The organism is Mesorhizobium sp. M0159, assembly GCF_040322295.1.
In the GTDB taxonomy this organism is placed as follows: domain Bacteria; phylum Pseudomonadota; class Alphaproteobacteria; order Rhizobiales; family Rhizobiaceae; genus Mesorhizobium.
On sequence record NZ_JAMYTF010000049.1, the window covers coordinates 1 to 12,200 of the forward strand.

Annotated in this window: 11 protein-coding genes; 6 read left to right on the forward strand and 5 right to left on the reverse strand. The window is 57.3% G+C overall.

What is annotated here, in order from left to right:
- The first annotated feature begins 2,473 nt into the window (after positions 1 to 2,473).
- The 3 genes from NKJ32_RS29325 (at position 2,474) to NKJ32_RS29340 (ending at position 5,395) form a co-directional block, all read left to right on the forward strand.
- Positions 2,474 to 3,190 carry a pentapeptide repeat-containing protein gene (locus NKJ32_RS29325; protein ID WP_352829653.1) on the forward strand — a complete coding sequence of 239 codons (717 nt, stop codon included), beginning with the start codon at positions 2,474 to 2,476 and terminating at the stop codon, positions 3,188 to 3,190.
- 1,096 nt (positions 3,191 to 4,286) lie between these two features.
- Positions 4,287 to 4,643 carry a MarR family winged helix-turn-helix transcriptional regulator gene (locus tag NKJ32_RS29335; protein ID WP_352789880.1) on the forward strand — a complete coding sequence of 119 codons (357 nt, stop codon included), beginning with the start codon at positions 4,287 to 4,289 and terminating at the stop codon, positions 4,641 to 4,643.
- A gap of 17 nt (positions 4,644 to 4,660) precedes the next feature.
- Complete coding sequence (locus NKJ32_RS29340; protein ID WP_352789886.1) at positions 4,661 to 5,395, forward strand: NADPH-dependent F420 reductase; 735 nt, start codon at positions 4,661 to 4,663, stop codon at positions 5,393 to 5,395.
- 175 nt (positions 5,396 to 5,570) lie between these two features.
- Here the strand turns inward: NKJ32_RS29340 and NKJ32_RS29345 are convergent, their stop codons facing one another.
- Positions 5,571 to 5,801: a cupin domain-containing protein gene (locus tag NKJ32_RS29345; RefSeq protein WP_352789889.1), complete on the reverse strand. Its 231-nt coding sequence runs from the start codon at positions 5,799 to 5,801 to the stop codon at positions 5,571 to 5,573.
- Between the two features lie 253 nt (positions 5,802 to 6,054).
- Entirely contained in the window at positions 6,055 to 6,681 is a 627-nt protein-coding gene (locus tag NKJ32_RS29350; protein WP_352829656.1) for a TetR/AcrR family transcriptional regulator, read from the reverse strand.
- A gap of 126 nt (positions 6,682 to 6,807) precedes the next feature.
- Between NKJ32_RS29350 and NKJ32_RS29355 the strand changes: the two genes are divergently transcribed.
- Together NKJ32_RS29355 and NKJ32_RS29360 are read left to right on the forward strand one after the other, a co-directional pair.
- Entirely contained in the window at positions 6,808 to 7,686 is an 879-nt protein-coding gene (locus NKJ32_RS29355; RefSeq protein ID WP_352789895.1) for an SDR family oxidoreductase, read from the forward strand.
- A gap of 188 nt (positions 7,687 to 7,874) precedes the next feature.
- Positions 7,875 to 8,843, forward strand: coding sequence for a DUF4917 family protein (locus NKJ32_RS29360; RefSeq protein WP_352829658.1), 969 nt, complete (start codon positions 7,875 to 7,877; stop codon positions 8,841 to 8,843).
- 448 nt (positions 8,844 to 9,291) lie between these two features.
- On the opposite strand, the gene NKJ32_RS29365 is transcribed toward NKJ32_RS29360, so the two are convergent.
- The 3 genes from NKJ32_RS29365 to NKJ32_RS29375 all read right to left on the reverse strand — a co-directional run bounded on the left by NKJ32_RS29365 (position 9,292) and on the right by NKJ32_RS29375 (position 11,361).
- Complete coding sequence (locus NKJ32_RS29365) at positions 9,292 to 9,978, reverse strand: hypothetical protein (protein WP_352829660.1); 687 nt, start codon at positions 9,976 to 9,978, stop codon at positions 9,292 to 9,294.
- 526 nt (positions 9,979 to 10,504) lie between these two features.
- Positions 10,505 to 10,951 (reverse strand): VOC family protein, encoded by a 447-nt coding sequence (locus tag NKJ32_RS29370; protein ID WP_352829661.1) that lies wholly within the window; start codon positions 10,949 to 10,951, stop codon positions 10,505 to 10,507.
- Between the two features lie 74 nt (positions 10,952 to 11,025).
- The gene (locus NKJ32_RS29375; RefSeq protein WP_352829663.1) at positions 11,026 to 11,361 is read right to left on the reverse strand and encodes a cupin domain-containing protein; all 336 of its coding nucleotides are present in this window, start codon (positions 11,359 to 11,361) and stop codon (positions 11,026 to 11,028) included.
- A 161-nt stretch (positions 11,362 to 11,522) separates the two neighbouring features.
- On the opposite strand from NKJ32_RS29375, the gene NKJ32_RS29380 reads away from it, so the two are divergent.
- Complete coding sequence (locus NKJ32_RS29380) at positions 11,523 to 12,053, forward strand: MarR family winged helix-turn-helix transcriptional regulator (protein ID WP_352829665.1); 531 nt, start codon at positions 11,523 to 11,525, stop codon at positions 12,051 to 12,053.
- Positions 12,054 to 12,200 lie beyond the last annotated feature (147 nt).

Here is a 12,200-nt window from a genome sequence, read left to right on the forward strand (position 1 = left end):
GGGACTGATAGTCGAGGCTTGATTCCGTTGGACGCGAATGCCTTCTGGCGCATCACCGCCATGAGAATTCTCGTCCACTGTCCGATTCAGGAACTGCACACGGGCTCGCCGAACAAGAACTTGGAACGCTTCTTCATGCTGTCTTAGGTGATATAGCCGCCCGGAGTGCTGCGACACGTGCACGATAGTATCCGCTCGGGACGACGGATTGCTCACGGCAAACTCATGCTGGTCGGCAAGGCGATACTGGCTGGAGCATCAACTCGGCCGACGAGAGTGGCCCACCATCCTAGGCAGGATCGGCCGACATGGCCGGCATCGCGAGCCGCTCTGAAAAGAGCACAGCGGGCATCCAGACGCTGCCGGGTTGACTATGGGTGTCCGAACCGCGAAAAGGGGTCGCTCTTCATGAGTGGCGTGGGCCGGCAGTGGAACCCACCCCCCCCCGCCCAGGCTGCCGGCGCGCTTCTAGGAACATCGAGGTGGGGCACTACACCGCTTCCTTGTCCGACTACGCTTCGATCAGATCCCGCGCGGCCAGCCTCGACCGTCGCTTGCGCCTCTGCCGCTGAGACCTTGTGCTTCCTCAGCGAGTCAAGCTGATCACCATGCGGGTCGCCAGTTCTGTTGCTCACCCACGTGCCATTTGCGATCTCGTGTCAGTGAGAGCACCGCAAGCACCTTCTCTGGTCTGGGCAAGGCGGCTTGCGTTGCCCGTGTTGTTACTATTCTTCGGCGTGGTCGAGTTTTTCCCTCGGCTTCGGAATCGGGACATTCGACTTTGCAAAAAATAGGCCATCGTGGTCGATCGTCACGCCCCCCAGTTCGGCGGAACGATGGACGCAGCGCAAGCTTTTTGCGCGGGGGGCTCGTCCCATTAAATACTTGATGCAATTTGCGCTTTGCGTACCTCCGTGCATGTTGCTCGATGCCAGGCGGAGGCCTCTGTCTAAACGACCGCATCGATCGCGTTGCCGCGATCGCCGCAGCCGTTTTCGAGCAGGACAATCATGCCAGGCGGTGTCGGCAGCGATGCGCATGCAAAAATTCACAGATGCATTCTAGACTAGCGCATCTTCGCCATCGCGCTTGGCTATGAAGCCGCCTTCTTAGCTACGTCGCAAAGGGTTATCCGGCCAAGGCGGGTTCAATGGAATGAAATGAGGCCCTTTTGGGGTCCTGAACTTTCAACTTCCAGACTGCCATTTATGCGACTTTCGAAGCACAAATCATGAACACGGGATGACGGGGTATTCGGTTCAAATTCGCCGCGGATGTCCGCTTTGCGCCCGATTTCGGCCGTTCGACTATATCGTTCGAACTGCCGAAAGCTGTCGGGGCTCCGGCCCTCTCAAACCCTACGTCGCCGTTGTCGCGCATGTGCCGCATGCCACCTGCCGTGCTTTCAGCGAGCCGACCTTACCTCCAGTCTGGAACCTAGCAGTCGCCCAACTGGTTCAACCTTCCGCCACGGCCGCGCAGGGGAGGGCGTGCAAAACGGTAGGCGCGACCTAAGAAACGGTCGCGGTTCGAGTCGGTAGAGGGATACCGCCGATACAGTGCTGTAACCGAGTTCGTTTGCTGACGGGACTTCTTAATCGGCGCAAATAGGTCCGACTCCAAACCTCCGCAACCAGTTCCAGCATAAATCACTAATAGTCGCGATCTGATCAAAGCCCCGCCGGAAAAAACGGCAAGGCATTTCCCACGGCAGGTTTGGCGAAGCGCGGAAGGGCACTCTGCCGCCCAGAGTAAGCGGCCTGCACGGTGAAGACGAGAGGGACGCTTTTCCAAGCGCGGAGTTCGAATCCCTCCCTCTCCGCCATACGACATTGTTTACGTTGAGAAAAATACAAGAATAGGTTGCGCGTCCGCCATAAAGCCCGCCAACCGAAAAAGGCGTATTCGCGGCACGTCAGCTTACGACACAAATATGCGGGGTTGATGCTTCGACCTGGTAGATGGCAGAGATCAACTTCGGCTTCGCTAAGCGAAGTCGTGGGGTTCATGCGACAGCGGAATCAGGATATGCGACGAGCACCCCGTGCCGGGTCAACCTCGCCGTCGGGAAGTACCGATCGGTGCGGAACCAAGCGGATTCACGCTTGTCGGCAGCGGACGCCGGCGGTGGCGGTCAGCACCCGAGCAGGCTCCCAATTAGCGAGACAAACGTCCAGAGCGGAGGCCAATCTTGGCACGCGACTTCGCCAGCCTGAAGGACCGCTCTCCTCGGCTTAGTCAAGCATACCTACGGAATGATGCGCCTGGCCGGTGACAAATGAATCTCTGCTGGACCGGCGATGATATGGGGAGGCGCTCGCAAATCGCGCCCCACGCGCGGGTTGATCGGTTGATCAACATCAAAGCTTGAATATGAGAAATGCGCTAACTGTGACGGCGGTGGTCACCGTGGCTCGTGTGTCAGCAGATGTGGTAAGGTTGAGTGTCGGCGAGTGGCAGAGGTCCAGCAACAATGACTTTGAGACGAACCAGAGCTTACGGCGCATCCGGCTTGGTTCTAGCGGTTTGCACTGTGTGTGCTTGGCAGAACGCCACTGCCGCTCAAAATTGCGACGCAGCCGCGACGCCTGGCGTCAATTGGCACGAGTGTGACAAGAAGCTTCTCATCCTAGAAGGACAGGACCTGAGCGGGGCGAACCTGTTCGGTGTTGATTTCACTTCGACCGACCTCAGGAACAGCAATCTCCGTGCGGCAAATCTTGAGAAGGCAACGCTTGTGCGTGCTTCCCTGGCCGACTCGACCGCCAAAGGCGCCCGGTTCGACAGAATCGAGGCCTACAGGACCGACTTCAGCCGTATGGACGCGCAGGGCGCTGTGTTTGCGAGCGCGGAAATACAGCGCTCGAATTTCCAGGGCGCCAATCTGACCAATGTTGATTTCACAAAGGCAGAATTGGGGCGTGCGCAGTTCCATGACGCCGATATCAGCGGCAGCCGCTTCTCGTTTGCCAATCTCGCACGGGCGGACTTCCGAGGAGCGACGTTCACCGCGCCGATAGACTTTGACCGCGCCTTTTTCTTTCTGACCCGTATCGAGGGCGTCGATCTTTCCAATTCGGCGGGTCTGTCCCAGTGGCAGCTCAACATGGCTTGCGGAGACGCCCGGACCGAGTTGCCTTCTGGCTTGACGAGGCCTGAAGATTGGCCCTGTCAATTCCAGCAGGAATAGTTGTCGGCAAGCGAACTGTGCAATGCTGCACCCGACAGGATTTGAACCTGTAACTTCTGCCTTCGGAGGGCGCAGATCCTCCGCCAAGGTGGCACGTTTCTGCGGTATTGCTATTGGCGAAATCGCGGCCGAAGGGTGTTTGTGCCTCAAACAATTACGACAGGATTTATGTTACTTATCAACAACTTGCAATGCGCTTCTGGAGAGGTGGTGCCGTGAACTGGGGCATGTATCGAGTGACCACTGGTGATCTTCCACGCTTGGGCATGATCGCGTTTGCTCAGCACTCTGACGTCCCGATCAACCACGGATTCCGCACGCATATTTCTCTAACCAACGCCTCTCCGGCCGAATGAAACGCCTCTTCTGGCCGTGCCGTCTTCTCCCGCGGCAGTTCGCGTCGGGGCTTGCAGACGACGAGGATCGATTTGTCCCAGCGATCCAACTCGCCGCTCGGATCGAGGATTGCTTTGCCGATCTTGAGGAACGATGGCCCGATTCGCATGCAACGCCAATTTCGTAGAGTGCCTTTGCTTACCTGGCAGCGATAGCGAGCGACGACTTCGTCAGGGGTGAGGAAGTTCGGGTCAGGCATGGGCACTACAGATAGCGGAGTTGTGCAACACATTGTTGCACCCGCGACCCTGTCGATAGAGACCGAGGAGAAATGCCGGCGGCGTCATCGCGGACTCCTCGTCGTGAGCCGAAGCTCTCAATAGAGCTCAATGACCGCTTTGCGCCTCCCTCCAGTCGTTTGGGGCCGCGGCATCCTCTCCCGAAAGCTGCCATTGCCCAGCGTCCCCGATGCCCACCCGAGGGACGCCTGCCGGGCATATGTCGATCAGGTTTTCGAGAACCCCAGGCCCTCCAAGGCGCATTCGCCGGAAGATTAGTCGCGCATGCGGTCTGACTCCAAGTGCAGTTGGAGGGTTGCAATCCTCCATAGTTACATTACCTAGTGCACTAGATACTAGTTCGCCAGTGAACTCGGTTTGTCTCTTTGGGCTATGGTATGGCACCTCAAAAAAGCGCGTCACATTTGGTTCGAATGCAAATCTCGTTCGCCCTGTACGGGGCGGCGGGCCGGATGGCACGCATGCACAAGCCGTTCCTCGATCCGCTGGGCCTGACCTTTCCCCAGTACCTTGTGATGCTGGAGCTCTATGCGTCCGCGCCCCGGTCCGTAGGTGATCTTGGAAACGCTTTGGGCATGGACACCGGCACGATCACCCCATTGCTCAAGCGGCTCGATACCTGCGGGATGGTGACGCGAATGCGCGATCCCGAGGACGAACGCCGGGTCCTTGTCGATCTCACACCTGCCGCTCACGGCATCAAGGACGAGGTCTGGACCATCTCCGGCAAGATCAAGAGTGCCTGTCAAATGTCCGAGGACGAGATCATTGCGCTGCGAGACACTCTTCATGACTTCGCTCACCCTGCTAAAATTTGAAAACCAAAGGATGTAAAATGAAAATCGGAATCATTGGGGCCGGCAACATCGGCTCGCTGGTTGCAAAGAAGCTGGACGCCGCTGGCCACCAGGTGAAACTGGCGAACTCGCGCGGCCCCGAAAGTCTTGCGGACACAGTTGCCGGCACCGGCATCCAGGCCGTTGGGAGAGAGGCGGCAGTACTGGATGCCGATGTGGTCATCCTGTCAGTGCCCTTTGCCAAGAACCCAGACCTGGCAACGATTCTTGCCGGCGCCCCTGCTGGCGCAATCGTGGTGGACACCTCCAATTACTATCCAACCCGTGACAGCAAAATCTTCGAGGTTGATAGCGGCAAGCCGGAGACCGTTTGGGCCAGCGAGCAGGTGGGGCGCCCCCTTGTTAAGGCTTGGAACGCGCTGCTAACGCAGACATTGGCAGAGGCCGGTTTGGAGGCCGGTGCTCCAGGTCGCATTGCCATCCCGATTTCGGGTGACGACGCCGCGGCCAAAGCACTTGTATCCGATCTCATCAGCGTCACTGGCTTCGATACGGTGGATGCGGGTACTCTTGAGGAGTCCTGGCGACTGCAGCCGGGCACTCCCGCCTATTGCACTGAGTTGACCGCCCACGAACTCAAGGCTGCGCTCACCGCCGCTGACAGGAAACGCGCTCCTTCGAACCGCGACGCCATCATGGCATCGTTCTCCAAGCCGGATGCAGAGTTCACCCGAGCTGGCGCAGTCGCAACCAATCGGTCTCTCTCTGCCTGATTTAGATTGCGGCCGCCCGCGATAAGCGGGCGGCACGCAGCCTTCGCCAACTTACTGGGGCGCCTCTTTCACTAGGGCCATCGCCATGGACCCTCGCTCTCCACATGCCCTGAAAATTTCTGAAAGGGTTGAAGCCTTCACGAAACCGTGGCCCCTGGCGTCATTGACCGCCACACTAATCCACGTGTTGATATTGCTCGAGTTTCCAATCCGGCCTTGTGATAGTTAAGTAGGTAAGAGCACTGGTTTCAATGTAGTGATCAATACCTGCTTCAACGACCACGACGTCTTTCTCACCCGCGTCGTACTCCTTGTCGCCAACGACAAATTTCGCCGTCCCTTTAACAATGAAGTATATTTCATTGGTTTCCTTATTCAGGTGCTGACCTGATTGTGGACTTCTCATCGTCAGCGTTTGATATGAAATGCCTATCTCACTGTTTAGGAAATATTTCCATATCGTACCCTCTAACGTATTTATCTCTTTCGATTTAGCTGGAATGCATCGTTAGTCCCCATTGATGTCGCGCTTAGTTTTCTTCATCGAGCTGCGGCCGAATGCGCTCCATTTGCCGCCAAATTCTCGCGCTCGGCCTGTGGCCACGTTTTTTTGGTCTGAGCTGACCATCAGGCGTCGCACACGCCGAAATTTCCTTCGATCAGCCGCGCTCAACCGCAGCCTCGAGCAGCATCTTGGCCGCATCGCGCGTTGCAAGAGGTTCAACGCCCCCCCTCATGGCTTGTGCGTTCACGAGCGAGCCCTGGATGAGCGCGAGGATTTGGACGACCACGCTCTCTTGATTTTTCAACTTCAAGGGCTGGATGAGCGACACGACAAACTCATGTAAGTCATGGAAATATGCTGCGAGCGTTGCCTGCACCTCTGGCGTTTCCGCGTCCGGTCCGAACTCGGCCAGCCCTCGAACGAAAGGACAGCCGCGAAAAGTAGGCGCCTGGAAGGACTCGTTCAGTGCGTCGAATATGGCCAGCACGCGATCCAGCGGCACCGGTCCGGCCTGTTCGGTCGCAGTCGCCAGCATGTCGAACCACAGCGCGCTTTTGTGGCGCAGATAGGTAGCTGCAAGATTGGCCTTCGAGGGGAAGTGCTTATAGAACGTCATCTTTGCGACGCCGCTCTCGGCGATGATGCGATCTATTCCCACCGTATGGATGCTATTTCGGTAAAATAGTTCAGACGCTGTTTTCAGAATTCGCTCTCGCGGAGCCAGGGCGTCCAGCGACCGCGATTCCAGGTCGAGGTACTCACTCACATCCAAAGTTTTCATTCCCGCCTGCCGGTGCGCGTTCGGTGTAGAAACAGAATAGTCTGTCTATTTTCTCTTTGCAACGGACATACAGGTCTGTATACACCTGCTTGCCCCGTTAGGTGGGCAAGCGAGAGGATCGAGAAAATGAGCAGCAAGGTTGTAGTTGTTACCGGCGCGAGCAGCGGTTTTGGAAAGCTCACCGCCTTGGAGCTCGCCAGGCGCGGGCACGTGGTGGTCGCGACTATGCGCGACATCGAAGGCAAAAACAGCCAGACAGGCAGTGAGCTAATCAACGCTGCAAAAGCCGAAGGGCATGAGCTGCAGGTCATTGAGATGGATGTGACGGACGAAGCGTCGGTCAACGCTGCGATCGATCGGGTCGTCGAGCAACACGGCAGGATTGATGCGCTCATCAACAACGCGGGCACGATGTTCGTCGGCGTGACCGAAGCCTACACGGTGGCAGACATCGAGCAGCAATTTGCGGTGAATTTTTTTGGGGCCGTAAGGGCCGACCGCGCCGTCCTACCCCATATGCGTGCTGCGGGTAGCGGCGTGCTGATCCATGTCACCTCGTTGATGGGGCGCGTCATCTTTCCGTTCTTTGGTGTCTATTCCGCGAGCAAATTCGCGCTTGAAGCGCTTGCCGAGGCATATCGATATGAACTGTCCAGCTTCGGCGTAGACTCGGTGATCGTGGAACCCGGGCCATTTCCGAGCAATCTGCTTCCATCTAGCCCAGCGCCCTCGGACGAGCAGGTCTTGGCGACATATGGCGCAGTTGCGTTGGTCCCAGGCCAAATCAAAAACAACTCCGATCAGGGACTTGATCCTGCGAATCCACCCCGCCCTCAGTTGGTGGCTGACGCCATCGCACGGCTAGTCGAGGCTACGGAACGGCGCCCATTGCGCACCGTCGTCATGCCAGAGGGCATGGACTTCGGGGTGGAGGGACTGAATCTGGCCGTCGCTCCTATTCAAAACAACCTGCTTACTGCGCTCGGTATGTCGAACATGATCTGATAGCGGAACCGCCATCACGTCGCGGCCTATGACCTCAACGTCAGCTTTCGGCGCACGGGCGCCGAAAGCCGTCGGTCTGATTGCGGCCCACTCACACCATCTCACTGATAAATCGGTTGTTCGTATGCCGCCTGAGTGGTCAAAAGCGTGGCACAGAATAAAAGATCCCAACTTGGAGCGAGTACGCGATGCCGGACGTGATCGATTTTGATGATGCCATGAAGCGGACGGAGGGCGAGGATCGCGCCTTGCTGCTCGGCAATGGCTTCTCCGCTCAATACTTCAGCTACCGCAATCTCCTCGACAAGTCTGGCCTCGCCGCCGGCACTCCGGTGCGCGATCTCTTCGACGCTCTCGCGACGGTCGACTTCGAGGCCGTGGTGCGCGCTCTAGAAGGGGCGGTGCTGGTGGAGCGGGCGTACGAGAACGCCGCCCATGCCGCCGAGATCGAGGGGGATGCCCGGAAGGTGCGAGAGGCACTGGTGGAGGCAGTCAACGCGACACACCCCAAGCACCGGGAGGATCTAGGTTCGAAATACACGAGCAGCGCAGACTTCTTGTCTTGCTTCTCCACCGTGTTCTCGCTGAACTATGATCTTCTGCTTTACTGGGTGAATCTTGAGAAGCGGCTTCTCCGGGACGGATTCGGGTTGGGTAAGACTGCTGGCTCCTTCCACGGCCCCTTCTCGGAGGACGCATACTGCCATCTCTACAACCTGCACGGCGGCCTCCATCTCTTTGAGAGCGGAGCAGGAGAGATAATGAAGGCAGTCGACACTGGTTCTGGAGTCATCGCCACGATCACTGACGAGATCGCCAAGCGCGGCAGGTTCCCGGTCTACGTTGCGGAAGGCACGAGCACCCAGAAGATGCGCAGGATTAACTCAGTCGCCTACCTCCGCCATTGCCTCGACATCCTCAGGGGCAATTCCGCGGTGACGTTCATATACGGACATAGCGCTGACGAGAACGACGCTCACATTTACCGCGCCATTTTCGGGTCTGAGACCAAGCACATCTACTTCGGCGTCTACAAACCGGATGGCGACAAGCTCAGGGCGCTGGACGGTCTCCTGGCAAAGTATCAGAAGACCGCAGGCTCCACGATCGGCTACACATTCTTCGACAGCGGGAGCGCGAAGGTCTGGGAAACTTGAAGAGATCGGGCCCGGGACACATGCGCGGCAGCGCCCATCCACCGGCCCAAGTTCTGGCGCATATCTTCATCGGGACTCGCGCGCAGATCGACGTCGAGCACTGGTTCTACAGAGCGTCTTCCGAGCCATACCGCTAGGCTGATGCCAGAGGTGGTTGTCACCGGATGCCCCGCTGCGTGCGAGCTCTCGGTGCCTCAAAAATCAGCCGGGTGAAATCAACTTTCGTCACATTTAAGTTGGAGTGCCATTTGTTCCATCAGATCACGTGTCCACACGTTAAATAGGCCGCATATTGAGAGGATCAGAAAGCGCGCTACTTGCTGGACATTGTACACTTCGTAAGGCCCCAGACGCTGTGTATCTTTTCCAAAGGCATGTGCAGTCATGAAATTCCGTAAGTAACTGCATGCGTGAATAGCGTCAGGAAGAGAGAATTGGACATCTCTGACTATTTTTCCATCGCTATATTCTGAGAATTGGTCGCGCACCGGTTCGATCGGGTTTCGGTCTCGTCTCCCCTCACTATCCAATCGACGGTTCTCTCTGGATTAATGCCAACCCTGTCGAGTCGAGACTTGATGTCCATCAAGACTGTCGGGTTCCACGTGTATTTGTTGTCCAGCCATCGCGGCTTTTCCCGGCTGGATTTCACTTGCAGGTTCATCTCTTCGATAGCGGAGAAGGCAAGGTTTATCGCAATCGAACTGCGGACATGGTCTGAGAACTCGTCGGAATGTTTCTCAAAGATCTGTCCAAACCGTGGGTGCGCCGACCAGAACGTGATGGCTTCTGTTTCGTAGCTTCTTGAGAGTTTGTGGATCACATAGACAATTCGCCTATCTGGCCAAGCGTTGACCGCCATCGCGACGGCCACCGGCCTCTCCCTCTTGAACGAGAAACGCTCAAAGAACCCGGTAGTCTGGAAGATGTTCTTGAAGATGCTTGCCTGCTCGGACGCATCATCCGGTAACTCGAAGCCCGCAGTGTTTCCGTATTCCTGATCCGGGAACCCTTCAACGACAACATCGGCGGCGCGGATGAGTTGAATGATGTTGTTAGCCTCGGTCTCTTCAGCCTCCACCACCAACAACCGCCCCTGAGTTTCGCCTTCTCCGAGAGAGCCAAAATCGGCCAAAGCGCCAGGTCGCGAAACTTCAGAATAGCCGCTTTTGTGAAACTTATAGCGTCTTGAAGGATCAGGAATAAAGCGAACGGTCCAACCGACGCGCCGACAAAGGGACATCACCAACGTAGTTTGACTTGGTTCAAATATGAGGAAGCTACAGAACGACGGCACACGCTAGTTCCGCGATTTCACCCACTCGCTGGTCAGCATAATGATTGTTCAGCAAGGAAAGCAAGATCGCGCGGCCATAGGGCACACTAGACTGAGACACTGGTAGAAAAGGTGTGCGATCCAAATTTCAACGAGCGGGTCGAAGCGACCATTCACGCAGCAATAAACGGACGGCGACAATGAGGTTGGTTGCTGAAAGGCAGCTATCTGCCCGGCCGAACCGAAAGCGGAAATTCCGGTTCCGGCCCCAAAGCACTTCTTCGATCGTTCGTTCTTCCTCCGGCCAAAGGTGGCCGAAGGAGAAATTCCATGGGATTTTCACAGTTTGATCCTGCATGCGCTGGAACAGCGGACATGGAATGGCTTAGCGGCCCACCGAAGACGACGTAGGTTGCTGGTCGGAAGTATCCGACGCCGCGCTCATATCCAACCATATAAATTCGAAGGTATGACCATCGGGGTCCGCCAGACATCGATTGTACATGAAGCCCATATCCTGCCGCTCGCGAATATCGGCATCGCCGCCGGCACTCCCGCCGGCGTTCACCGTCGCGTCCACATCTTCCCTGCTGTCACGAGACAGGGCGATGAGCACTTCGCTAGTCGCCTTTGCGTCAGCAATCTTCTTTGGTGTGAAGGTCGCGAAATAGTCGTTGCCCAGCAATTGAAACGTAATGGTGTCAGACCAGATCATGCTCGATGAACGATGGTCGCTAAACTGCTCGTTCTTTTCGCATCCGATCGCCTCGTAAAAGCGGGTCGCGGCGGCAAGGTCTTTCACCGGTAGGTTCACGAAGATCATCTTGGGCATTGCGGTTCTCCTTTTCGCTGTGTGCTGGACGAATGGTTCGTGGAGGTGGCGCAGCCGCGCTGCTGCTAACTGATTTAAACCGGTATTTGAAGGATCGTGTCGCTTGGATGGATGCAGACGAGTTCGAGCCTGTCTTCTCCGACATTGGTGAAGCGATGCGGCACGCTGGCCGGCGCGACGACAATGTCTCCGGGAGAGGCGTGCGCCACTTCATCTCCGACGATGAACTCGGCCTCACCGCGCCTTACCACCCAGGTCTCCACGTAGGGATGCACATGCAAGCCAGAGCCTTGTCCAGGCGCGGCGTCGACAAGCAAGAGCGATACCGGACCGCCGGCCTCGCGGCCATCGAACCGGATTGTCCGGCTCTCGCCAGGTTGCGGCTCCCGATGGCGTAGGATCATGACCATGCTGGGGCTCCATCTCGCTGGCCTGCCAAGGTATGACTATCTTGACGCGAAGACATATGGTTGGTTTATCTTCGCGTCAAGACAGAATCTCTTCTAGTCGAGATATTTCAACGCGGCGCATGATGTATGTGTGACAGATGGTCGGGTGAAGGAGGCGAGGTATGGCGGTAAAAGCCAAGGAACACAAAAGGCCGGCGGCAGGCGACCATGTCGACCGCCTGCGCAGCCAGTGGGCGCGTGAACTGCCCGATATCGATACCGAACCGATGGGAATCTTGGGGCGGGCATCCCGCCTGACAAACTTGTTCCGCCCCAGCTTGGAGGCGACATTCGCGAGATTTGGCCTCGATCGTGGTGAGTTCGACGTGATCGCTACACTGCGCCGTTCGGGGCCGCCTTATCGCCTGACGCCGACACAGATATACACTTCGCTGATGATCTCCTCTGGCGGTCTTAGCCACCGGCTGGACCGGCTCGAAAAGGCTGGGCTCATCCGGCGGGAGAAGTCGCAGCAGGATGGACGAAGCATGCTGGTGGCCTTGACCGACGCCGGCACCTCGCGCGCTGCGGAAGCCTGTCGGGCGCACGTGGCGAACGGGGCCGCGTTCCTTGAAACCTTGGATGCGAAGGAACGAAGCGCGCTCGCCGATCTTCTGAGAAAATTACTTGTCGGCATTGAAAACAATGCCTAGCGACCTGACAGGGACGGCCGAGATGAGGTCGGCAGCTGAACGACAGCTTTCGTCGAAGGCTGCCGGGAAAGGACGGTCTCCTTTCGGCCCCAAAAGCTTCGAAATCGCCAATCGTTTTCCCTCGGCCAATCAGGGCCAAGGAGAACG